This is a genomic window from Kitasatospora sp. NBC_00458 (assembly GCF_036013975.1).
Lineage (GTDB): Bacteria > Actinomycetota > Actinomycetes > Streptomycetales > Streptomycetaceae > Kitasatospora.
In genome coordinates this window covers 4,154,140-4,178,084 of the sequence record NZ_CP107904.1, presented here as the reverse complement: position 1 = coordinate 4,178,084, position 23,945 = coordinate 4,154,140, and the positions used below count along the sequence as shown (strand labels likewise).

At 74.7% G+C, this 23,945-nt stretch carries 12 protein-coding genes; 11 read left to right on the top strand and 1 reads right to left on the bottom strand.

Annotated elements, in window-relative coordinates:
* Nucleotides 1–326: 326 nt before the first annotated feature.
* The 10 genes from OG550_RS17035 (at nucleotide 327) to OG550_RS16990 (ending at nucleotide 20,958) form a co-directional block, all read left to right on the top strand.
* Complete coding sequence (locus tag OG550_RS17035; protein WP_327678447.1) at nucleotides 327–1,811, top strand: acyltransferase domain-containing protein; 1,485 nt, start codon at nucleotides 327–329, stop codon at nucleotides 1,809–1,811.
* Nucleotides 1,808–9,793 (top strand): cytochrome P450, encoded by a 7,986-nt coding sequence (locus OG550_RS17030; RefSeq protein ID WP_327678445.1) that lies wholly within the window; start codon nucleotides 1,808–1,810, stop codon nucleotides 9,791–9,793. The genes OG550_RS17035 and OG550_RS17030 overlap by 4 nt, the downstream gene beginning before the upstream one ends.
* Nucleotides 9,790–12,321: a KR domain-containing protein gene (locus OG550_RS17025; RefSeq protein ID WP_327678443.1), complete on the top strand. Its 2,532-nt coding sequence runs from the start codon at nucleotides 9,790–9,792 to the stop codon at nucleotides 12,319–12,321. Before OG550_RS17030 ends, OG550_RS17025 begins: the two co-directional genes overlap by 4 nt.
* A gap of 51 nt (nucleotides 12,322–12,372) precedes the next feature.
* The gene (locus tag OG550_RS17020; RefSeq protein WP_327678441.1) at nucleotides 12,373–13,818 is read left to right on the top strand and encodes a flavin-containing monooxygenase; all 1,446 of its coding nucleotides are present in this window, start codon (nucleotides 12,373–12,375) and stop codon (nucleotides 13,816–13,818) included.
* On the top strand, nucleotides 13,815–15,971 hold the full coding sequence (locus OG550_RS17015; RefSeq protein WP_327678439.1) for an MMPL family transporter: 2,157 nt from the start codon (nucleotides 13,815–13,817) through the stop codon (nucleotides 15,969–15,971). Before OG550_RS17020 ends, OG550_RS17015 begins: the two co-directional genes overlap by 4 nt.
* A gap of 57 nt (nucleotides 15,972–16,028) precedes the next feature.
* On the top strand, nucleotides 16,029–16,514 hold the full coding sequence (locus OG550_RS17010) for a nuclear transport factor 2 family protein (protein WP_327678438.1): 486 nt from the start codon (nucleotides 16,029–16,031) through the stop codon (nucleotides 16,512–16,514).
* A gap of 151 nt (nucleotides 16,515–16,665) precedes the next feature.
* Nucleotides 16,666–17,457, top strand: coding sequence for a 4'-phosphopantetheinyl transferase family protein (locus OG550_RS17005; protein WP_327678436.1), 792 nt, complete (start codon nucleotides 16,666–16,668; stop codon nucleotides 17,455–17,457).
* Nucleotides 17,458–17,571: 114 nt separating this feature from the next.
* Nucleotides 17,572–18,588, top strand: a complete 1,017-nt coding sequence (locus OG550_RS17000; RefSeq protein WP_327678434.1) for a DUF2332 domain-containing protein — start codon at nucleotides 17,572–17,574, stop codon at nucleotides 18,586–18,588.
* 135 nt (nucleotides 18,589–18,723) lie between these two features.
* Entirely contained in the window at nucleotides 18,724–20,301 is a 1,578-nt protein-coding gene (locus OG550_RS16995; RefSeq protein ID WP_327678432.1) for an MFS transporter, read from the top strand.
* A gap of 30 nt (nucleotides 20,302–20,331) precedes the next feature.
* Nucleotides 20,332–20,958 carry a TetR/AcrR family transcriptional regulator gene (locus OG550_RS16990; protein ID WP_327683933.1) on the top strand — a complete coding sequence of 209 codons (627 nt, stop codon included), beginning with the start codon at nucleotides 20,332–20,334 and terminating at the stop codon, nucleotides 20,956–20,958.
* Between the two features lie 42 nt (nucleotides 20,959–21,000).
* Here the strand turns inward: OG550_RS16990 and OG550_RS16985 are convergent, their stop codons facing one another.
* Nucleotides 21,001–22,632 carry an MFS transporter gene (locus OG550_RS16985; protein WP_327678431.1) on the bottom strand — a complete coding sequence of 544 codons (1,632 nt, stop codon included), beginning with the start codon at nucleotides 22,630–22,632 and terminating at the stop codon, nucleotides 21,001–21,003.
* 135 nt (nucleotides 22,633–22,767) lie between these two features.
* Between OG550_RS16985 and OG550_RS16980 the strand changes: the two genes are divergently transcribed.
* Nucleotides 22,768–23,808 carry an Lrp/AsnC family transcriptional regulator gene (locus OG550_RS16980; protein WP_327678428.1) on the top strand — a complete coding sequence of 347 codons (1,041 nt, stop codon included), beginning with the start codon at nucleotides 22,768–22,770 and terminating at the stop codon, nucleotides 23,806–23,808.
* Nucleotides 23,809–23,945: the final 137 nt, after the last annotated feature.

Below are 23,945 nucleotides of genomic sequence, written 5' to 3'. Positions count from 1 at the left end.
GGCGGTGGGTGGCCGTCTCGTGCCTCTTGACGTCGGTTGATCCCAACAACTCTGGGTTTCTTGCCAGTTGCTTTGCCGTGTCCCGCGCCGTCGGAGCGCGTGGGCCGGGCTGCGCCATGCCTGCGCCGCCGGGCGCCGCGGCCCTCTGACCCGTTTCCGGCGTTATCGATATTCCGGCTCAGGCTGCTTCCCGAGTTAACCAGAAATTATCCGGAGGCGGCTCGCCGCCCGGCCGGGGCGCGAATACGGTCTTCTCGGCCGAAGGATTTCCGCGCTCGGCCGGCACAGCTGATCACGCAAAAAAGAGTATGGGGGAAGTGTGCATCATGCCTAAAACTCCGATCGCCGTTCTCTTCCCGGGGCAGGGCGCTTTCTACGGCCGTGCGCTCGCCGATCTCCGGGACGAATTCCCCGAGGTCGCACCGGTCCTCTCCGACATCCGTGACGCTGCCCGGCCGCTGCTCGGCGGCGAGGCCGTTGACCAGCTGTTCGACGCCCGGACGCCGGACACCGCGCAGCTGCTCCGGGAGGCCCCGGAAGCGCTCCAGCTGGCCATCTACGCCGTCTCGACGGCCGCTTTCACCGTGCTGCGGGCACGCGGTCTGCGCCCGGACGTCCTGATCGGCCACAGCCTCGGCGAGATTGCCGCACTGGTCGCCGCGGGCGCCTTCACCGCGGCCGACGGCGCGGAGATCGTTTGCCACCGGAGCATCGCGCTGCGTGAGGCCGGTCTCGGAGACGCCTACATGGCCGCCCTCGGCACCGACGCCGACCGGGCGCAGCGGGTCCTCGACGTCGTCGGGGACCCGCTGACCGGCATCGCGGTGGAGAACCACGCCGGGCAGACGGTGCTCTCCGGCCGGGCCGAGTCGCTGGACACGGTCGGCCGGCTCGCGGGGGTGCTGCGGATCGACTTCGCCCGGCTCAAGTCGCCCTACGCCTTCCACAGCCCGCTGCTCGGCCCGGCCGCGGAGAAGTTCGCCGAGCGCATCGGGGACATCCGCCAGCGCCCGCTGGAGACGGCGGTGTACTCGCCCATCCTCGGCCGGGCCTACCGGGACGGGGACGTCCTGACCGAGCTGCTGGCCGGGCACTTCACCAGCCGGGTGCGCTTCGCCGACGCCGTCCGCGAGCAGCTGTCGGGCGGCGCGGTGCCGGTGTTCGTCGAGAGCGGCGCCCTGGACGCGCTCAGCCGGATCGTCGGCAGGATCGTCGAGTCGCCCGTGGTCACCGTGCCGACCCTGCTGCCCGAGGCGGGCGGCGCCGCCGTACTGCGGCAGGCCCTCGACCGGCTCGCCTCGGCCGGTGCGGTCGAGCCCGCGCCGGCCGGCCACTCCTCGGCCGACCACCTGCGGTACGCGCTGCTGTCCGACGTGCTGGTCGAGGACTTCGAGGAGTTCTGGAACGGGCGCGGCGAGGAGGTGCGGGAGTTCACGCGCCAGGCGTACCTGACCTACGCGGGCGCGCAGGCCGGCCGGACCGGCGGTGCGGGTGCGTCGGCCGCGGTCGCGGAGGCGGTCGTCGCGCCGGTCGTCGAGGCGGCCGCGGCGCCGGCCGTGGACCGGGACTCCCTGGTGCGGCAGCTGGCCGACATCTACGCCGAGGCGCTGGAGTACCCGGCCGAGGTCTTCGAGGAGGGCACCGACCTGGAGGCCGAGCTGGGCGTCGACTCGGTCAAGCAGACGGAGCTGCTGGTGCGGGTGGGCAACCGCTACGAGCTGCCGCCGCGCCCCTCGGACGTGCGGCCGGCCGCGTACAACACCCTCGGCAAGATCGCGGACCTGATCCTCGCGTCGGGCGGGACGGCGTGAGCGTCTCCGGGGAGCTGCGGGGGAAGGTCGCCCTGGTCACCGGCGGGGCGCGGAACGTCGGCAAGGTCATCGCCAAGCGGCTCGCCGCCGACGGCGCGCTGGTCGTCATCAACCACCTGCACTCGCCCGGCCCGGCCCGGGAGACCCAGGCGGAGATCGAGCGGGCCGGCGGGCAGGCGTACGTGCTGCGCGCCTCGGTCGCGGTGCGCGGCCAGGTGGACCGCATGTTCGACGAGATCGGGGAGCGCTTCGGCGGGCTCGACATCCTCGTCAACAACGCCGCCAACGGTGCGCTGGTGCCGAGCGGCGAGGTCACGGAGCAGCTGCTCGACCGTGCGCTCGGCACCAACCTCAAGGGCGGGCTGGCGTGCGCCCAGCGGGCCGCCGCGCTGATGGCCGGGCGGGGCGGGGGCAGCATCGTCAACGTCTCCACCCTGGGCGGCGGGCAGTTCGTCATGGCCAACTACCTGGCCTGCGGGCCGGCGAAGGCCGCCGTCGAGGCGATGACCCGCTACCTGGCCGTCGACCACGCCCGCGACGGTGTGCGGGTCAACACGGCCGCGGCCGGCATGCTGTACAGCGACGTGGTGGACCTCTTCCCGGACGCCGAGCGCATGCAGCGCGCCACGGTCGAGGCCACGCCGATGGGGAGGCTCGGCCACCCGGAGGAACTGGCCGAGGTGGTGGCCTTCCTGGCGTCCCCCCGGTCGAGCTGGATCACCGGGCAGCTGATCCTCGCCGACGGCGGGCTCTCGACGGGGCAGGCCCTGCTCTCGCCGCCCCGTGCGGAGGTGGTGCCGGTGCCGCCGACGGTGCCGGTCTCGGCGATCGTGCCCGCACCGGCGGTCGCGGTGACCGGACCGGCTCCGGCCGTCCCGGTCAAGGCCGTCCCGGTCGCGGCCGTTCCGGTCCTGACCGAGGCCCTCGCCGCCGCCGCTCCGGTCACCGCGGCCGTCGCCGCCGCCGTGGCGTCCCCGGCCGACCTCGTGGTCCCGGTCGTGACGGCGCCGCCCGCCCCGGCGGCCGCACCGGTGTCGGTACCGGCGTCGGTACTGGCGGCCGTCACCCCGGCCGGACCGGCGCGGACCCCGGCGTCCGCGGCCGCCCCCGTGAGCCTCCCGGCCGAGGGCGGCGCGTCGTTCGACGACTGCGACGACGACGAGATCGCCATCGTCGGCATGGGCATCGTCGTGCCCGGGGCCAACGACCTGGAGGAGTACTGGCACGAACTCCTCCACGGGGCCGACCGGTTCGTGGAGATCCCGGCGGACCGCTGGGACAACGACAAGTTCCACTCGGCCGACAAGCGCGACGAGGACAAGACCTACTCCAAGCGGTCGGCGTTCATCACCGACTTCGTGCCGCACCCGCGGCTGGCCGGGGAGCTGGCCGCGGCCGGGATCGACCCGGACTCCGTCGAGTCGACCACGCTGTGGCTGCGCCACTCGCTGATGCAGGCGATGGAAGGCGTGGCGCGCGGCGCGGACGACCGGTGCTCGTTCCTGGTCGGCTACACCGCGGACGGCAGCCAGCACCTGGAGGAGGCGACCGTCCGGGCCGGGGTGCTGGGCCGGATCGGGCCGATCCTGGACGGGCTCGGCCTCCCGGCCGCCGACCGCGCCGCCGCGCTCGACGCCATCGGGCGGCGGCTGACCGGGCAGTACCCGCGCAGCGGTCCCGAGCCGCTGGAGTTCTTCCCGCACCGGGTGGGCCTCAACGCGATGCGGGGCCTGCTGCCGGAGCAGGCCGAGCTGCTGCTCGTGGACACCGCCTGCTCGTCCTCCCTGTACGCGGTGGACCTCGGCCTCAAGGGCCTGCTGGAGGGGCGCCACGACATCGCGGTGTGCAGCGGCTCGTTCGCCGTGGGACCGCGCGGTTCGATCCTCTTCGCGAAGCTCAACGGCCTGTCCGTGAGCGGGGAGGTGCGCTCCCTGGACACCGCCAGCGACGGGGTGCTGTTCTCGGACGGCGCCGCGACCGTCGTGCTCAAGCGGCTGGGCAAGGCCCGCCGGGACGGCGACCGGGTGCTGGCGACCATCCGCAGCTTCGGGTCGTCCTCCGACGGCAAGGGCAAGGCCATCTACGCCCCCAGCGCGGCGGGGCAGAAGCTGGCGATCCGGCGCGCGCTGGACCGGCCGGGCATGGCGGACGTGCGGCCCGACTGGATCGTCGCGCACGCCACCGGCACCCCCGCGGGCGACCTGGCGGAGTTCACCACCCTGCGCGAGACGCTGGGCACCGGTGGGCCCGGGGCCGCGCCGGTGGTCGTCACGTCGAACAAGTCCGTGATCGGACACACCGGTTGGGCCGCGGGCGTGGCGTCGCTGATCGAGGTCGTGCTGGGCTTCCAGTACGACCTGATCCCGCCGCAGCACCGGTTCACCGAGACCCCGGCGGACTTCGCGATCGGCTCCTCCAACCTGGTCGTGCCCACCGAGGCCGTGCCGTGGCCGCGCGGCGGGCGGCGCAGGACGGCGGCGGTGTCCGGCTTCGGCTTCGGCGGCACCAACGCGCACCTGGTCGTCCAGGAGCCGCCCGCCACCGGGCGGACCGCGCCGCCGCCGGCCGCCGGGGCGCAGGACCCCGCCCCGGTGCAGCGCATCGCGATCGTCGCCCGGACCGCGCACGTGCCGGGCACGGACCAGGCCGACGACATCGAGTCCTGGCTGGGCGGGACGCCGTCGGCGGAGGGCCTCTCCTTCGGCGACACCTACCCGCTGCCGTCGTTCCAGCAGGTGCGGATGCCCCCCGGCATGATGCGCGGCATCGACCGCTGCCAGCTGATGATCCTCAAGTGCGCGCACCGGCTGCGCGACGGCCTCGGCTCGTTCTGGGAGGACAACAGCGAGACCACCGGTGTGGTGCTCGGCCACCTGGGCGCCACCCGCAACGCCACGCTCTACGCGACCCGTTGCTACCTGGACGACCTCACCCTCGCGCTGCGGACCGACCCGTCGCTCGCGTCGGCGCCCTGGCTGCCGCAGGCGCTCGACCTGCTCAGGTCCGAGGTGCGGCGGCTCGTCCCGCCGTCGAACGAGGACTCCTTCCCCGGCATGATGCCGAACGTGATCCCGGCCCGGGTCGCCAACTACTTCGACCTCAAGGGCCTCAACATGACGGTCGACACGGGGTTCACCTCCACCCTGAGCGCGATCGACGTCGCCATCCGCTACCTGCGGCAGGGCGAGCTGTCGATGGCGCTGGTCGGCGGCATCAACGGCAACAGCACCGACGAGGTGCGACAGCTGCTGGACGACGCGCTCGACCCCGGCACGGTCCTGGCCGAGGGCGCCTTCCTCCTCGCCCTGGTGACCGAGGAGACGGCCGTCGCCGCCGGGCTCGACGTCCTGGGCTACCTGGACACCCCGGTCGCCGACCCGGGCCGTCCGCAGGAGCGGGTGCCGACGGTCGAGTGCGGGGCCCGGTCGGCCGGTCGGCCGGTCTGCTACCTGGGCGCCGAGGGCGCGGTCGGCGTCCTCCAGGTGCTGGCGCGGGAACCGGCGGAGCGCGACGCGCTGGTCGTCTGCCGCGGTGAGGACGGCGCGCCCGACCTCGCGGTGCGCGTCTCGGCCCCCGGGCCGGCGGCCCCGCCCGCCGCGGAGGAAAGCGCCCAGGTGCCGTCCGAGTTCTACGACGAGCGCCACTACCAGGACGAGCACCCGCTGCTGGTCACCCGGCAGGTGCCCGGGCTGACCGAGAGCCCGGGCCGCCCGGTGCGCGACGAGGTGCCGTTCTGGCCCGCGGAGCCCACCGTCGTCCTGACCGACCGGCCCGAGACGGTGACCGCGGCCGGGGCCCCCGGGGGCACCCTGGTGCTGTCCACCGTGCCCGGCGGCCCCGGGATCCGGCACGTGGCGGACGCGGAGAGCGTCCGGGCGCTGCTGGACGAGGCGGACCCGGACCACCGGATCCGGCACATCCGGCTGATCACCGACCTGTCCGCCGCCGACGCGGTCGGGCCGGCGGAGTCCGAGGCGCTCACGGCGCTGCACGAACTGCTGTTCCTGGTGGTGCAGCAGCGGCACGGGGCGCTGGCCGACCCGGCCGGCGCCAGCTGCGTCGGACTGCTGCTCGGCGCGATGACCGACCGGACGCCGCACCCCGCCACGGGCCTGTTCACGGGCCTGTTCAAGGTCATCCACCTGGAGTACCCGCACTGCCTGACGTACGCGCTGGTCACCGGGGTGCGGGAGGCCGGCACCGGTGCGGCGCAGGCGGCCCGCGAGTCCGGGCTGGAACGCGGCCTGCCGGTGGCGTACCACGACGGCGGGCGGCGGTTCACCGTCACCCTCTCCGCGGAACCCGGCGAACTCGTGCCGCCGGGTGAGGCCGTCCTCGGTCCCGACGGCGTCGTGGTCGCGGTCGGCGGCGGCCGCGGGATCACCGCCGAGCTGCTGACCGAGGTCGCCCGGCACTTCCGGCCCACGCTGTACGTGCTGGGCAGCAACCCGGTCGACTCCCACCCCCGGGAGTACCTGGAACTGGACGACGAGGCGTTCGCCAAGGGGCGCGCCGACTACATCCGCAGGCAGCTCGCGCTGCGGACCGGCCGCAACCCGGCGCAGCTCAACCGGGAGTACGAACGGATCGGCCAGGCCCGCGTGATCCGGGCGAACCTCGACCGGATGGCCGCGCACAGCGGCGCGGCGGCCGTGCACTACCTCACCTGCGACGTGGGCGACCCCGAGCAGGTGATGGCCGCCATGGACCGCGTCCACGCCGAGAGCGGGCGGATCGACCTCCTCATCAACGCGGCGGGGCTGAACCGTTCGGCGCCGATCGCGACCAAGAGCCTGGCGGAGTTCCGGCAGGTGCGCGACCTGAAGGTCCGCGGCTACGCCAACCTCAAGGCCGCCCTGCGCGGCCGGGCGCCGCTGGCCTGGTGCAACTTCGGTTCGCTGCTGGGGATGACGGGCCAGGTGGGGGAGGCCGACTACGCCTCGGGCAACGACTTCCTCGGCACCAGCGCGACCTACCACCACCAGGTGCTCGGGGCCCAGGAGTTCACGATCGGATGGACGCTCTGGGGCGAAGTGGGCCTCGGGGCGAACGAGTTGACCAAGGCCTACTTCGAGAAGAGCGGCCTGTACTCCGCGATGAGCACCGCGGAGGGCGTGCACCACTTCGTCCGGGAGCTGAACCTGGCGAAGACCTCGCCGTACACCGTCCACCTGGGGGACGCCGAACGGCGGGCGGTGGAGGGGCTGTTGCCCGGGTTCCTCGACCCGGCGCCACAGCATCCGGCGCCGCAGCGTCCGGCACCGCAGCGTCCGGCCGCGGCCGCGCAGCCGGCGGGCGGACCAGGTGCCGTGTCGGCGGGCGCCCCCGCGGCCGTGCCGCCGGGCGTGCCGGCCGTCCTGCCCGGGGCCGCCCCGGCGGGGGCCTCGTTCTACCTCGGTGAGGTCCTGGAGCGGGCCGCCGACTCGGTGACCTTCGAGCGGGTCTTCGACCTGGAGACCGACGACTACCTGCGGCACCACCGGGTCGGCGACGTGCCCACCCTGCCGGGGACGTTCGTGACCGAGATCGCCTTCGAGGCTGCCTCCTGGCTGGTGCCCGGCCTGCAGGTCTACGCCTTCGAGGACCTGCGGTTCCACCACTTCCTCAAGGTCCGCGAACAGGACCGGGCGGGGCTGCGGAAGAGGATCCGCGCCGAGGTCGTGGACCGGCGGCCCGACCTCGACCAGGCCGTGGTGGCGGTGCGGATCACCGGCGACGTGGTGGCGCCCAACGGCACCGTCCTGGTCAAGGACCGGCTGCACTTCGAGGTGCGGGTGCTGATGTCGGGATCGCTGCCGGCCGCGCCGGACTGGAAGCCGTGGTACCCGGCGGCCGAGACCCCGGTCCCCGACCCGTACCACAGCCCGGGCTCGCCGGTGATGCTCACCGACCTGTTCGTGTCCACCGCGGACACCCGGCTGCACCCGGAGGGCAAGCGGGCCACGTACGACCTGCGACTGCCCTCCGACCACCGGGTCTTCGCCGGCTTCGGGATGCCGGTCGTGCTCCTCGACGGCCTCGCGCGGACCGGTGTGCTGGCCCTGGTCGACGGCGACCTGGTCCCGCTGGCCGCACCGCTGGGCATCGGCCGGATCGACGTCTACGAGCACGGCGGGGACTGCCGGGTCGCCGAGCGGTACGGCCGGATCGACCTCTACGCCGTGCTGCCCGACGCCGACGCCGACGGCCGGGCCCCGGGGACGGGCAACCGCTTCGTCGCGGTCCGGCCCGACGGCCGGGTCCTGCTCCAGATGAAGGACCTGGCCTGGACGCTGATGGGCTACCTCGACCGCGGCACCGGGCGGTTCCTGACCCCCGAGCAAGCGGCGGCGGCCTCCACCGCCGGAACGGCGGGCGCCGAGCGGAACGAGCGCACCGAGCAGACCGAGAGCGCCGAGCAAACCGAGCAAACCGAGCAAACCGAGAGCAGCGGGGTGGTGGCACCGATGGGAAAAGCTGAGGCCGGCGCGGCGGGTGCGCCGACGCCGGTGACCACCGTCCCGCAGAGCACCGCGACCGAACCCCGGAGCACCGTGACCACTCCGCAGAGCCTCCCCGACCCGCGGCCCGCGGCGGCCGCGCCCGAACGGCGCCCCCCGCGGCGCCCCTCCGCCCCTGCGGAGCCCGGGACCGCGCGCCCCGCACCGGGACCGCGCGGCCTGCGGACCGTGCCCGGCAGCCTGCGGAGGTTTCAGCGGAACGCCCCCGGCTTCTTCCGCGACCTGGGCCGCTCCTACGGCGACACCGTCCGGCTGCCGCTGGGGTTCTTCACCGTCCACCTCAACTACCACCCGGACAACGTCCGGTACGTCCTCCAGGACAACAACCAGAACTACGTCCGCGGCAAGGGCTACGACCGCTTCAAGATCTTCATGGGGATGGGTCTGCTCACCCTCGACGGCGAGGAGTGGAAGCAGCACCGGCGGGTGGTCAACCCGCTGTTCCACAAGACCGCCATCGACGGCATGGCGACCACCATGACCGACTCCACCACGACGGTGCTCGACCGCTGGGAGCGGGCGGCGTCCGCCGAGAACGGCGTCGACGTGGTGCCGGAGATGATGGAGCTGACCCTCGGCGCCCTCGGCAAGGTCATGTTCGACACCGACCTGCACCCGGTCAGCGACCGGGTGGGGCCGGCGATGGTCACCTCCATCGAGGCGATGGTCTTCCGCGGAACGCTCAACCAGCTGACCCCGGACGTCGTGCCGATCCCGTACAACCTGCGGATCCGCAAGGCCCGCCGGCTGATGTACGACGTGGTGGACGAGATCGTGGAGTCCCACCGGGCGGGCCGGCACGAGGGGTTGACCGACCTGGTCAGCCTGCTGCTGCAGGCGCGCGACGAGTCGGGCGGCGAGTGGACGCGGCAGCAGATCCGCGACGAGATCATGACCGTCTTCATGGCCGGCCACGAGACCACCGGCACCGGCCTGGCGTGGGCGCTGTACGAACTGGCCAAGGACCCGGAGGCGCAGGAGCGGCTGCACGAGGAGGTCGAACGGGTCCTCGGCGGGCGGACGCCCGGGATCGGCGACCTGGACCGGCTCCCGTACACCCGGATGGTCGCCGACGAGACGCTGCGGCTGCACCCGCCGATCTGGGTCTACCCGCGCGACGCCGTCCAGGAGGACGAGGTCGGCGGCTGGCGCGTCCCGGCCGGCGGCAGCGTCTTCATGGTGCCCTACGTCACCCACCGGCACCCGGACTTCTGGGTCGACCCGGAGCGCTTCGACCCGGAGCGGTTCTCCGAGGAGAACCGCGCCCGGCAGCCGCGCTACGCCTACTTCCCGTTCGGCGGCGGCCAGCGCAAGTGCATCGGCAACCAGATGGCCGTGGTGCAGATGCACCTGACGCTGGCGATGGTCGCCCAGCGGTTCCGGCTGCGGGTGGTCCCCGACCACCCGCTGACACTGGGCACGCTGGTCTCGTTCCGGCCGCTGGACGGCATCCGCCTCGTCGTGGAGCCGAGGAAGCGATGACCCTGAAGGAACCGCCCACCCTGGCCGCGGCCCTCGCCGCGCCGGTGGTGGACTATCCGGACGACGGTTCGGTGCGGCCCGTGCGGCGCCACGTGTGGGAGCCGGTGGAGACCGCCGCGCTCCCGCAGGGCGCCGCGGCCGGGCTGCGCGGGCGCTCGGTCGCGGTGGTCGGCGGCCGGGAGGCCACCGCCGCCGCGGTCGGCGCCGCGCTGACCGCCGCCGGGGCGACCGTGCACCGGCTCGCCCCGCCCGCCGGGGGGCGGACCGGGGGGTTCGCCGAGTCGGCCGCGGCCTTCCACGCCGCGGCCGGGCGGATCGACGGGATCGTCGACCTCAACGTCGAGGAGCCCTTCGACCGCAGCGGACCGGACGGCTGGGAGGGCCCCTTCCTGCAGACGGTCGCGCTGCTCCAGGCCTGCTTCGCCGACTGGGTGGCCGAGACCGACGCCGGCCGGCTGTTCTACCTGCCGGTCACCTGGCTGGGCGGCCGGATGGGCTTCGGCCCCGACCGGGTCGAGCAGCCGCTCGGCGGGCTCTGGGCGGGCCTGGCCAAGGGCCTGCCCAGGGAGGTCCCCAACTGCAACATCCGGATCCTCGACCTCACCGCCGCGCACTCGGCGGAGGAGATCGGCGACCTGGTCGGCCGGGAGCTCTACCGGTGGGGCCCGTTCGAGATCGGCTACCGGGGCGGGCGGCGCTACAGCCTGCGGGCCCGCCGGGCGCAGCCCGGTCCGCCGCGCCGGGCGATCCGGCCCGGCGACACCGTGGTCATGTCCGGGGGCGGGCGCGGCATCGGCTTCGCCCTCGCCCGGTCGCTCGCCGAGGACTTCGGTGCCCGGGTCGTGGTCAGCGGCCGCGGGGCGGAGCCCGGCGCGGGGGAGACGCCGGCGCTGGCGCTGGACGACCGGGAGTTCCGGCGGTACCGGGACGAGCGGCTGCGGGAGGCGGTGGCCGCCCGCCGGGTGCCGCAGGTCCGGGCCGAGCTGGAGAAGCTGGCCCAGGACCGCGAGCTGTGGGCCAACCTCGCCGCGGCCCGCGCGGACGGTCTGCGGATCGACTACGTCCGCTGCGACATCACCGACCCGGAGCAGGTCGGCCGCCTCGTCGACGAGGCCGGCGACCGGCTCGTGGGCGTCGTCCACAACGCGGGCGTGGACGTCCCGGTGCGGCTGCCGGGCAAGAGCGAGCAGATCGTCTCCCGGGTCGTCCGGGTCAAGGTCGGGGGCTTCCTCAACCTGCTGCGGGCGGTGGCGGACCGTCCGCCGCTGGCCTTCTTCTGCAGCGTCGGCTCGCTGACCGGCCGCTGGGGCGGCATGGTCGGCCAACTCGACTACGGGGCCGCCAACGAGGCGCTGAGCCGGCTCGGGCTGTGGGCCTCGCAGGACGGCGAGCAGCCGGGGCGGGAGCGGCGCACCCCCGTGTCGACGGTCTGCTGGCCGACCTGGGAACGCCTCGGGATGATCACCAACTACGAGGCCACCCTGCGCTACATGTCGGCCGTCGACGTCCGCGAGGGACTCCACCACTGGAAGCGCGAACTGCTCGCCGGCGGCAGCGGCGAGTCCACCTTCATCGGCGACGTCGGCCCGGCGATGCTGCCGGCCGTGCTGCGCGGCTACCAGCAGGACTCGGGGCTGCCCGGGATCGAGCGCCTCGCCTCCAGCCGCTTCTACCTGGGCGAGCCGCTGCACTTCCGGCCGTACGGGTCGATCAGCACGGCCCACGTGCTGCGGGCCGAGGAGATGCCGTGCTGCGACGACTTCCGGGTGGACGGCGAGCCCGCGCTGCCGGTGTCGCTCTGCCTGGAGTACCTGAGGGCCGCCGGGGACTGGGTGCTGCCGGAGAACGGCGACCTGCTCCGGTTCGCCGGACTGCGTGACGTCACCGTCGACGTGGGGGCGCTGCGGGTGGGCGCCGGGCGGCGGACGGTGGAGCTGGTCCGGCGTGCCGAGGGACGGTGGTCGGACGGGGCGTGGCGGGTGGCGGTGGTCCTGGAGCGTGACGGGCGGCCGCTGGCCTCGGCCGGGCTGCTCTACCGGGCCGAGCCGTCGGGCGACCCGGCGGACCCGACCGTCCCGGCGGATCCGGCGGTCCCCGCGGCGGCGGACCTCGGGACCGCGGACGCGGTCCCCGCGGCACCGGCCGGCCCGCTCGGCTGGACCGGGCACGCCTTCCGGCTGGCGGCCTGGCGGCGCGACCGGGAGACCGGCCGCTGGTACGGGCGGGCGGAGCCGGGCCGGATGTCCGACCTGCTGCTCGCCTCCCCGGCCCCGGGCTCCGTGCTGCCGCTCGGCCTGCTGGAGAACGTGGTGCGCGCCGCCTGGCTCCACCGGGCCGGACGGGGCGCCGCGGGCGACGCGTCCCGGCTGACGGTGGAGCGGCTGTGCGCCGACCCGCCGGCCCCGGCCGCCGCCCTGCTGGTCGGCTCGCCGGACGGCCTCGACTGGAGCGGGCACCACCCCGCCGGCACCGGCGCCGGCGCCGCCGGCCGGCCGCCGCTCCGGGTGACGGGCCTGCGGTTCCGATGACCATCCCATCCGTGCCGCACGGCACGACGACACCACCCACCGGGGGCACCGTTGAGCACGATCGTTGACCGATCGGACGCCTACTGCGTCGTCGGCGCCGGGGCGGGCGGCCTGGCCGCCGCCAAGAACCTGCTGGAGTTCGGGTTCGAGATCGACGTGATCGAGCGCGCGGGCGACGTCGGCGGCAACTGGTACGGCGGCAACTCCCGGAGCGCCGCCTACGACTCGGTCCACCTCATCACGTCCAAGCCCTACATCCAGTACGACGACTTCCCGATCCCGGACCACTTCCCGACCTACCTCGGGCGCGACCACGCGCACGCCTACCTGCGCTCGTACGCCGAGCACTTCGGCGTCCACCGGCACGTCGAGTTCCACCGCACGGTGGAGCGGATCGAGCGACGGGACGGCTCCCCGGACTGGTACGTCGTCCTCGACGGCGGCGAGGAGCGCCGCTACGCCGGGGTGGTGATCGCCAACGGCCACAACTGGAGCCCCCGGACGCCCTCGTACCCCGGGCACTTCGACGGCGAGACGATGCACTCCTGCGAGTACCGCGACCCGGCGCCGCTGCGCGGCAAGCGGGTGCTGGTGGTGGGCGGCGGGACGTCCGGCTGCGACATCGCCGTGGAGTCCTCGCAGAACGCCGCCGCGACCTCGCTCAGCGTCCGGCGCGGCTGCTACTACTGGCCCAAGTACCTGTTCGGCATGCCGACGGACGTGCTCTACGAGAACGTGCTGAAGTGGCGGATGCCCCGGTCGGTGGTGCGCTTCTTCGGCGGCCTGTTCCTGCGGCTCAACAGCGCGGGCCGGCCGGAGCAGTACGGGCTGCCCAAGCCCTCGCACAAGCTGCTGGAGGAGCACTTCGTCATCAACTCGACGCTGCTGTACCACCTCGGGCACGGCGACATCACCGCCAGACCGGACATCGCCGAACTCCGCGGTGACCGGGTGGGGTTCACCGACGGCACCGAGGAGGCGTTCGACGTCATCGTCTACGCCACCGGCTACCGGATGACCGAGTTCCCGTTCATCGACCGCAAGCACCTGAACTGGGGCGACCGCACCCCGGAGCTGCACCTGAACGCCTTCCACCCGGACTACGACAACCTCTTCGTGATCGGGTACTTCCAGACCTCCACCGGCAACTGGCCGATCATGGACTACCAGTCGCAGCTGATGGCCCGCTACCTGCACCTGCTGCGGACCGACCCGCAGCGGGCCGCGTGGTTCAAGCGGGCGAAGGCCGAGCCGCTCAGCGCGGCCGAACTGAGCGGCGGCATCAGCTACTACGACTCCGAGCGGCACTGGCTCCAGGTCGAGCACTTCTCCTACCGGGCGATGCTGCGCAAGCTGGTCCGCCGGATGGGGGCCGAGCCGCCGGCGGTCGCGGCCCGCACGGGCGGGTCCGGCGGCACGGGCGGCACGGCCGCTCCCGCGGCCGGGGGAGCGGTGGCGGAGACGACCGGGGCGGCACGGCCGAGGAGCCACGCATGATGGGCCTGCTCGCCCGGCTGGCGGACCGGCACGCCCGGGCGGTGGTGCTGTGCGCCGTCGTGGCGGCCGCGCTGGCGGCGTTCTTCGGCGCCCCCGTCGTCGCGTCGCTGACCGGCGGGAACCCGGACTTCGTGACCCCCGGGTCCGGCAGCGTGCGGGCCGACCAGCGGCTGGAGGAGGCCACCGGCATCCGCAGCGACGGCGGCGTCATCGCCCTGGTCTCCACCGGCGAGTCGGTGAACGGCCCCCGCACCCGGGACGAGGTCGGACGGGTGGCCGCGCTGATGGCCGGCGACCCCGCGTTCGCGGACGTGCTGACGTACGAGCGGACCCGGGACGAGGCACTGGTCTCCCGCGACGGCCTGCGGACGATCGTGGTCGGCCGGCTGAAGGCGGGGGAGGGCGACCGCTACCAGGACGCGGTGGACCGGCTGACCGAGCGGCTGCACGGCAACCCGAACGTCCGCCTCGGCGGCAGCGAGGTGGTCGGCAACCAGGTCGTCAGCACCGTCCAGCACGACCTCCAGCGGGCCGAACTGCTCGCCTTCCCGGTGCTGTTCCTGCTGTCCCTGTGGATCTTCCGCAGCCTGGTGGCGTCCGCGCTGCCGCTGGTGATCGGCGGGCTGAACGTCGTCCTCACCCTGCTGGGCCTGCGGCTGGTCGACCAGTTCTCACCGATGTCGATCTTCTCGCTCAACCTGGTCACGGCGCTGGGCCTGGGCCTCGCGATCGACTACGGCCTGCTGATCGTCTCGCGCTTCCGCAGCGAGCTGGCCGTCGACCCGGACGTGTCCAGGGCGGTCACCGTCACCCTGCACACCGCGGGCCGCACCATCCTCTTCAGCTCGCTGACCGTGAGCGCCGCGATGGCCTCGCTGTTCGTCTTCCGCCAGCGCTTCCTCTACTCGATGGCGGTGGGCGGCCTGCTGGTGTCCGCGTCCGCGCTGCTGGTGGCGCTGCTGGTGCTGCCCGCGGCGCTGCGGCTGCTGGGCCGGCGGATCGACTTCCTGGCCCCGGCGCGCTGGCGCCGGTCGCTGGAGGAGCCGGAGAACACCACGGGCGGCTGGTTCGCGGTCGCCCGGGGCGTCATGCGGCGCGCACCGCTGGTGGCGGTCGGCGCGAGCGCGCTGCTGGTGGTGCTCGGACTGCCGTTCCTGAAGGTGGCCTTCACCACCGTCGGCCCCGCCTCCCTGCCCACCAGTGCGAGCAGCCGGTCCGTCGACGACACGCTGCGCGCGGACTTCCCCGCCGACCCGCTGGAGTCCGTGCAGGTGGTCGTCGCCACCGCGGGCGACCCGGCGGCGGGGCAGCGGATCGCCGCCCTGCGCGAGAGGGTCGCCGCACTGCCGGGCGCCGGAGCGGTGTCGCCCGCGCAGCAGCTGAACGGCGACACCTGGCTGATCCGGGCCACCCCCCGGGAGCCCGGACTGAGCGGGGCGAGCCAGGGGCTGGTCCGGGACGTGCGCGCGCTGCCGGGGCCGGACGAGGTCCTGGTCGGCGGGCAGACGGCCGTCTTCGTCGACCTCAAGGACAGCCTGGTCGACCGGCTCCCGGCCGCCGCCCTGATCGTCCTCCTGACCAGCGTGCTGGTGCTGCTGCTGATGACCGGCTCCCTGGTGCTGCCGCTCAAGGCCGTCCTGATGAACCTGCTGACCCTGACGGCGACCTTCGGCGTCCTGGTCCTGATCTTCCAGGACGGGCACCTCGCCGGGCTGTTCGGCACCTCGGCGCAGGGCGCCCTGGACGCCACCCAGCCGGTGCTGCTCTTCGCGATGGTGTTCGGGCTCTCGACGGACTACGGCGTCTTCCTGCTGGCCAGGATCAAGGAGGCGCGGGACGCCGGGGCCGGCGAGACGGAGGCGGTCGCCCTCGGCGTGGGCAGGACCGGCCGGGTCGTGACGGCCGCCGCCCTGCTCTTCTGCGTCGCCCTCGGCGCGCTGGCCACGTCGAGCATCGTGTTCATCAAGGAACTGGGCTTCGGCACGGCGCTGGGCGTGCTGGTGGACGCCACCGTCGTCCGGGCGCTGCTCGTGCCGTCGCTGATGCGGCTGCTCGGCCGCTGGAACTGGTGGGCGCCGGCGCCCCTGCGGTGGCTGTACGAGCGCTTCGGGCTCCGCGAGGGCGCTGCGCCGCCCGTCACCGAGAAGCCGTAGTGTCCCTGACGGGCCGTCACCGTGCCGGTCTTCACCGTTCCGACCAGAGGTGGAAACGTGTACCACGCCATCGTCCGGCGCAATCTGCGCAACTCCTTCGCCGAGGTCAATCGCGGCAACTACCCGGCCATCGTCCGGCAGTTCACCCCCGATGCGGAGCACTGGTTCTCCGGTTCACACGCGTTGGCGGGCGGGCGGCACGACGCCGAGCAGATCCAGCGCTGGTACGACAGGCTGGCGGAGGTCCTGCCCGACCTGCGCTTCGAGCTGAAGAAGGTCGTCGCCAAGGGCTGGCCGTGGGACACCGTGGCCTTCGTCGAGTGGGTGGACCACCTCACCGACCGGGAGGGCAACCACTACTCCAACCAGGGCGTGCACGTCCTGCGGATCAAGTGGGCGAAGATCACCGAACTGCACATCTACTGCGACACCGCCCTGTTGGCCTCGGTCTGCGACGTGCTCGGGCAGCAGGGGGTCACCGAGGCCGTCGCTCCGCCGGTCGGGCGCCCGGGACCCTTCCGGGAGGCGCTCCCCGCGGGGTGACGCACGAGCCTGTGGTCCGCGGGCGGGCGGCGATGCCCCCGTCCGCCCGCGGGCCACAGTCAGGCCCGCCCCTCGGGCCGGGCCGGGCACGGCGGACGGCACGGCGGACGGCGCGGGGGCGGGGCGGATGGAGACAGGGATGGAGGCAAGGATGGAGCAGCGGTCCGCGGCGCCGGTGCCGGAACGGTGTGCGGTGACGCCGCCCGATCTCCCAACCGATCTCCCCGCCGACCTCGCGGCCGAGCTCTGGCTGCTGGACTCGGCCTCCCTGCCGGTGGGTCCGTCGGACCTGCGCTGCCTCGACGCGACGGAGCTGCGGCGCTCCGAGCGGTTTGTCCGGGACGCCGACCGGACCTGCTACCTGGCCGCCCACGTCGCGCTCCGCCGCGTCCTCGGCCGGCGGCTGGCGGTCGCCCCGGAGGCCCTGGTCTTCGAACGGGCGCCGTGCCCCGGCTGCGCCGAACCGCACGGCCGTCCCCGGCTCGCCGGCTCCGGAGCGCCCCACTTCTCGCTCTCGCACGGCGGCGGCACGGTGCTCATCGGCCTCGCCGCCGTCCCGGTCGGCGTCGACGTGGAGCCGGTCCCGGCCGCCGAGTCCGCCGAGGTGCTGTCGGCGGTGCTGCACCCGGCCGAACGGGCCGAGCTGGTGGCCGTGCCGCCCGCGGACCGGCCGGGCGTCTTCGCCCGGCTGTGGACCCGCAAGGAGGCGTACCTGAAGGGCCTCGGGATCGGCCTGGGCCGCCCGCCCGCCGCCGACTACCTGGGCGGCGACCGCGACCGCCACCCGGGCGGGTGGACCGTCACCGACCTGCCGGCCGGGCCGCGGTACGCCGCCGCCGTCGCCCTCGCCGCGCCGGCGGGGGGCCGCGCCGCGCCGCCGCACCTCCGGCTGCACCACGCGCTGGACGGGCCGGCGGGCGCGGTGGCGGCGGGGCTGTCCTAGGGCGGGCTCCGGCCGGTCCGGGCGGCCCCGTGCGGGGGAGCCGGAAGGCCCTGTAGCGCGCCCGGGTGTGCCTTCGTATGCTGCGACCGGATCTTCCGGAAGGGGTGGCGGGGAGTGGACACGGCAGGGCGGTACCAGCAGTTCGCGACGGCGGAGGCGCGGGGCAACTCCCCCTCCTACGAGCGGCTTTCGGCGGCCGTCGCCGCCGACCCGGGCCTGCTGGCGCTGATCGACGGACTCCCGCACGCCAAGCGCCAGCCCAACCTGCTGCTCGGCGCGGTGCGCTTCCTGGGCGGCCCGGTCGACGACGCCGGGGCCTTCCGCGGCTGGACCGCCGAGCACTGGCCCCGGGTGCGCGCCGCCGTGCTGGCGCGCCGGACGCAGACCAACGAGCCGGGCCGCTGCGCCACCCTGCTCCCGCTGCTCGCCCGGCTGCCGCAGCCGCTGGCGCTGATCGAGGTCGGCGCCTCGGCCGGTCTCTGCCTGTACCCGGACCGGTACCGCTACGTGTACCGGCACGGCGACGGCGTCACCGCTCTCGGCCCGGCCGACGGTCCGGTCGTCCTGGAGTGCACCACGACCGGTGGCGGACCCGGTGGGCCGGGCGAGGGCGGTGCCGACGGGGCCGTCGTCCCGGTGCCGCTCCGACTGCCGGAGGTCGTGTGGCGGGCCGGGGTCGACCTGAACCCGCTGGACGTCGCCGATCCGCAGGACGTGCGCTGGCTGGAGGCCCTGGTCTGGCCCGAGCAGCACGAGCGGCTGGCCCGGCTGCGGGGCGCCGTGCGGATCGCGCGTGCCGAACCGCCGGAGCTGGTCCGCGGGGACCTCAACGAGACGATCCGCGACCTGGTCGCGGCGGCCCCGGCGGGAGCGACCCCGGTGGTCTTCCACAGCGCCGTGATCGCCTACCTGGGCCCCGGGGAGCGGGAGTCCTTCGCCGCGACGATGCGGGAGCTGGCTTGCCCCTGGATCTCCAACGAGAGCCCGGGCGTGTTCCCGGAGGTGGACCGCCGCCTCCCGGCCGCCCCGGCGACCGGGCAGGGGCTCTTCACCCTGGCCCTGAACGAGCGGCCGCTCGCCCGCACGGGTCCGCACGGCCAGTCGCTGGAGTGGCTCCCCGCCGGGGGCTGAGCCCGGGAGCCCCGGTCGCCCGACGCCCACCCCCGGGGCCCGCCCCGGCGACGGGCCCCGGGGTGACCGGGGTCACATGGAACCATATTTCGATACGCTACCGGAGCGTATCGAAAGTGGGCTAGGGTCCTGGCCATGACGCAGACGGAACGTGCCGGGGCACGGATCGAGGGTGGGCACCCGCGACGCTGGGTGATTCTCGGAGTGCTGGTCAGCAGCCTCCTGGTGATTCTGATCGACAACACGATCCTGAACGTCGGGCTGCGGAGCATCCAGCACGACCTGGGGGCCACGCAGGGCGAGATGGAGTGGGTGCTCGACTCGTACCTGCTCGTCTTCGCGGGGCTGATGCTCCCGTTCGGGGTGCTGGGGGACCGGATCGGGCGGCGGCTGCTGCTGGTGGCCGGGATGGCGGTGTTCGGGGCCGCCTCGGTGGCGGCGGCGGTGGTGAGCGACCCGGTGGCGCTGATCCTGGCGCGGGCCGGCATGGGGGCGGGGGCGGCGATGGTGCAGCCGCAGACCCTGTCGATCATCCAGAACGTGTTCCCGCCGCACGAGCGCGGCCGGGCGATCGGGATCTGGTCGTCGTTCTCCGGGATCGCCGTCGCGGTCGGGCCGATCGCCGGCGGACTGCTGCTTGAGTACTTCTGGTGGGGGTCGCTCTTCCTGGTCAACCTGCCCGTCGTGGTGGGCGGTTCGATCGCGGTGCTGCTCGTGGTGCCCGAGTCCGCGGACCCCAGGCCGGGGCGGCCGGACCTGATCGGCGCGGTGCTCGGCACCGCCGGCGTCGCGGGGCTGGTGTACGGGGTCGTCAAGGGCGGGGAGACCGGCGCGTGGGCCTCGGCCGCGGTGCTCGGGCCCCTGCTCGGCGGGGCGGCCGTCCTGGCACTGTTCGTGCGGCTCCAGGCCGGGCGAGCCGCGCCGACGCTGGACGTCGGGCTGTTCCGGGACCGGCGCTTCGCCGGCGGCACCCTCGCGCTCGCCGTCACCTCGTTCGCGCTGATGGGCGGACTGGTCTACCTCGCCTACTACTGGCAGGCGGTGCGCGGGTACGACGCGCTGGAGTCCGGGTTCTGCGCGCTGCCGGTGGCGGCCGGACTGATGCTCGGGGCCGTCCGCAGCACGGGGCTGGCCGTCCGGTTCGGCGACCGCGTGCCGGTGGCCGGCGGGCTCGCGGTGATGGGGCTGGCCCTGCTCTCCTGGGCGTGGGTCGGCCGGGACAGCGCGCTCTGGGCCCTGCTGGTGGTCAGCTTCCTGTTCGGGCTCGGCATGGGCGGCGTGTTCGCCCCGGCCACCGCGGCGGCGATGTCGGCCGTCCCGCCGGCCAGGGCCGGGGCCGGCTCGGCGGTGACCAGCACCGTCCGGCAGGCCGCGGGCGCGCTCGGCATCGCGGTGCTCGGCTCGGTCCTCGCCGCCGCCTACCGCGACCGGATCGGCGGCACCGTGGACGCGGTCTTCCCGGCGGCGGCCCGGCACGACGCGGCCGAGTCGATCGTCGGGACGGCCACCGAGGCCGAGAAACTCGCCGCCCAGGTACAGTCGGGTACCGTTCCGCCGTCCGTGCTCGCCGAGCTGCACGCCTTGGCCGCGAAGGCGCAGGACGCCTTCGTCTCGGCCATGCACGTGACCTCCGTCGCGGCGGGCGGGATCGCCCTCCTCGGAGCGGCGGCGGTCGTCCTGGCGATGCCGGGCCGGCACCACCGCGCCGCGTAGCCGGCGGCGCCGGACACAGGAGGACCCGTCATCCACCCCACAGCTGAGACGGCCAGGCGGACCACGGCCCGTGCCGGACGGCCCCGCAGCGAGGAGGCGGAGCGCGCGATCCTGGACGCCGCGCTCGCCCTCCTCGCCGAGGCCGGGCCGGACGGGTTCTCGCTGGAGGCGGTGGCGGCACGGGCCGGCGTCGCCAAGACCACCATCTACCGGCGCTGGAAGGGCAAGGACGACCTGCTGGTCGCGACCATCTGCTCGCTGCGCGGCGAGCTGCCCGCCCCGCCCGCCGCGACCGACCTGCGCGGGGCGCTGCTGGAATGCGTCCGGGGCATGCGGGAGATGCACGACGACCCGCGCTACCTGCGGCTGGTGCCGCGGCTGTTCGGCGTCGCCGACATCCACCCGGAGCTGTACCGCGCGTACATCGACCAGGCGATCAGGCCCCGCCGGGAGATCGTCCTCCAGGTGCTGCAGCGGGGGGTCGAGGCCGGTGAGATCCGGGCCGGCCTCGACCTGAACCTCGTGATGGACCTGCTGCTCGGGCCGGTGCTGATCCGCTCCTTCCGCTCCTCGGGCGCGGACCCGGAGAGCGGGTTCGCCGACCTCGACCCGGCGGAGCTGGTCGACACGGTGCTGCACGGGCTCACCCCGAGGTGACGGGCGGTCGCCCCCGGCGCGGTGTCCGAACGGTGGGGCGCCTCAGGCCGTCCGGCGGCCGTCGGCGGCCCGGACCGCACCGGCCGTCGGCCGTCCGTCCGCGGCCACGCCGTCCGCCGCCGTCCGGCCTTCCGCCGTCCGGTCCGCCGCGACTCGGCCTTCCGCGCCGGGGCTCTCCGCGCTCCGGCCACCCGGCGGCGGACCGCCCGCCGTCGGCCGGACCGGGGCCGGCCGGCCCCGGAGGAGGACCGCGACGAGTGCGGCACCGGCCAGCGCGGTGAGGGCGGCGACCAGCATGGTGCGGTCGAGGGCGGTGGCGAACGCGGCACGGACCAGGCCGTCCGGGAGCCCCGCCACCGGCTGCCCGGCGCTCAGGACGCGGGCGGCGGCGTCCGCGTCGGGGACCGCCGCGGGGTGGCCGGCCAGCGAGGCCCGCAGCCCCTGGTGGAGCACGAGGCCGAGGACCGCGATCCCGAGGGCCTGGCCCAGCTGGCGGAAGGTGTTGACGGCGCCGCCCGCCATGCCGCCGCGCTCCGGCGGGACGGCGGCCATCGCGCAGGCCGCCAGGACCGGGCTGACCGCGCCCACACCGAGGCCGGTCAGGGCGAGGCCGGGCAGCAGGGCGGTCCAGCTGGACGAGGCGTCGAGGGTGCACTGGAGGAGGGCGCCGGCACCGATCACGGCCAGTCCGCCGGCGAGCGGCAGCGCCGCGGGGAGGACGGCGAGCCTGCGGCCGGCCAGGGCGGAGACCGCGAAGGCGACGACGCTCATCGGGAGCAGCGTGAGACCGGCGGCCATCGGACCCCGGCCGAGCACCGACTGCAGCCAGAGCGAGGTGTACGGGAGGTAGGAGAACGCGGCGGCGGAGTAGACCAGGCCGCAGACCATCACCCCGGTGAAGACCGGGCTGCGGAACAGCCCGAGGTCGAGCAGCGGGTGCGGGCTGCGGCGCTCGACCAGGAGGAAGACGGCGAGCGCCGCGACGGCCGCCCCGGCCGCGCCGAGCACGGACGGCGAGGTCCAGCCGTCGGCACCGCCGCGGATCAGCACCAGGACGGCCGAGCCGGCCGCGACGGTGAAGGCGGCGGCGCCGGGCAGGTCGATCCGGTGCGCCGCGGGGTTCCGGGACTCCGGCAGCGTCCTGCGGGTGAGGACGACGCCGGCGACCGCGACCGGCAGGTTGACCAGGAAGACCGACCGCCAGCCCAGGAACTCGGTGAGCAGTCCGCCGGCGACCGGACCGGTGGCCGCCGCGGCGCCGCTGACGGCGCCCCAGACGCCGAACGCCACCGCCCGGTCGCGGCCCCGGTAGGCGAGGTTGAGCAGGGCCATCGCGGTGGCGAACATCGCCGCCCCGCCGCCGGCCTGGACGATCCGTGCCGCGACCAGCACCCCGCCGTTCGGTGCGAGACCGCAGGCGAGCGAGGCGGCGGCGAAGACCACCAGGCCGACCGTGTACACCCGCCGCCGGCCGGCCCGGTCGGCGACCGCACCGAGACCGAGGAGCAGGGCGGCCAGGGCCAGCGCGTAGCCGTCCATCACCCACTGCAGGCCGTCGAAGTCCATGCCCAGCCCCGCGCCGATGTCCGGCAGCGCCACGATCACGATGCTGACGTCGGTCAGCAGCATGAACACCCCCAGGCTGACCGCGACCAGCGGCCACCACTTCCGCATCCCCGTGCTCCTTCGTCCGCCGCGCCGCGCCGGGCCGGGCGGCCCGACGCACCGTCACCCTCGGTCCGGAGCCCGGTCCCGCGCCGCTCGGCGGGGCCGTTCCGGCGGATCTCGACGTCTCCTACCATCGGCACGGTGGAAACCGTGACGCTGGACGAGCTGGACCGGGCGCTGCTGCACGCCCTGCAGGTGGACGGCCGGGCGCCGTTCCGGCGGATCGCCGAGGTGCTCGGGGTCTCCGACCAGACGGTGGCCCGCCGCTACCAGCGGCTGCGGGCCGCCGGGGTGGTGCGGGTGATCGGGCGGACCAGTGCCCGGCTGCTCGGCGAGGTCGACTGGATGACCCGGATCCGGTGCGTGCCGGACGCCGCGTCGGCGATCGCGGAGGCGCTGGCCCGGCGGCCGGACACGTCCTGGGTCAGCCTGCTGTCGGGTGGTGAGATCGTCTGCAACACCCGTTCGAAGGCCCGGCCGGACCGCGAGGAGCTGCTGCTCGGGAAGCTGCCCCGGACGCCCCGGGTGCTCTCGGTCGGCGCGCACTACCTGCTGCGGACGTTCGTCGGCGGGACGGTCGCGTGGAGCGGGCGGACCTCGGCGCTGGACGCGGACCAGGTGGCCCGGCTGCGCGGGGGAGCGGCGGGGCGGGCCGACGCCGGCGGTGGCGGGGCGGCGGGCACGCCCGAGTCGGCGGGCGTTCGGGCGGCGGCCGTTCGGGCGGCGGCCGGTCCGGTGGTGCCGGACGGGCTGGACCGTGCGCTGCTGGCGGAGCTCGCGGTGGACGGCCGGGTGCCGCTGGCCGAGCTGGCGGCCCGGACCGGCGCCCCGGAGGCGACGGTGCGCCGCCGGCTGGCCGCGCTGACCGGCTCCGGCCTGCTCTTCTTCGACGTGGACGTGGAGACCAGGCTGCTCGGCTTCGGGATCGAGGCGTTCTGCTGGCTGACCGTGGCGCCGGGGAAGCTGGCGGCGGTCGGCCGCGCGATGGCGGAGCACCCGGAGGCGGGGTTCGTGGCCGCGACGACCGGCCCGACCAACCTCGTGGCCGGGCTGGTCTGCCGGGACGTCGAGGCGTTCTACGCCTACCTGACCGACCGGCTGGGGGCGTTGGAGGGGGTGGGGGCGCTGGAGACGGCTCCGGTGATCCGGAGCGTGAAGCGCGCTGGAATGATCATCCGCTAATCGAATGGTCGGGGATCCCTGGCCGATTCTTCTCGTTTTCTGGCGGATAGTTTGTTTGCTTATCATCGGACAAATTGAATGCCCTGTGATTCTTTCCAAAAATCCCTCGCATCGCCTTCTGGGCGCCCTTAGTATCT

Coding starts and splice junctions, on each gene's coding strand:
- OG550_RS17035 (WP_327678447.1), top strand. CDS start 327: ATGCCTAAAACTCCGATCGCCGTTCTCTTCCCGGGGCAGGGCGCTTTC.
- OG550_RS17025 (WP_327678443.1), top strand. CDS start 9,790: ATGACCCTGAAGGAACCGCCCACCCTGGCCGCGGCCCTCGCCGCGCCG.
- OG550_RS17015 (WP_327678439.1), top strand. CDS start 13,815: ATGATGGGCCTGCTCGCCCGGCTGGCGGACCGGCACGCCCGGGCGGTG.
- OG550_RS17005 (WP_327678436.1), top strand. CDS start 16,666: ATGGAGCAGCGGTCCGCGGCGCCGGTGCCGGAACGGTGTGCGGTGACG.
- OG550_RS16995 (WP_327678432.1), top strand. CDS start 18,724: ATGACGCAGACGGAACGTGCCGGGGCACGGATCGAGGGTGGGCACCCG.
- OG550_RS16985 (WP_327678431.1), bottom strand. CDS start 22,632: ATGCGGAAGTGGTGGCCGCTGGTCGCGGTCAGCCTGGGGGTGTTCATG.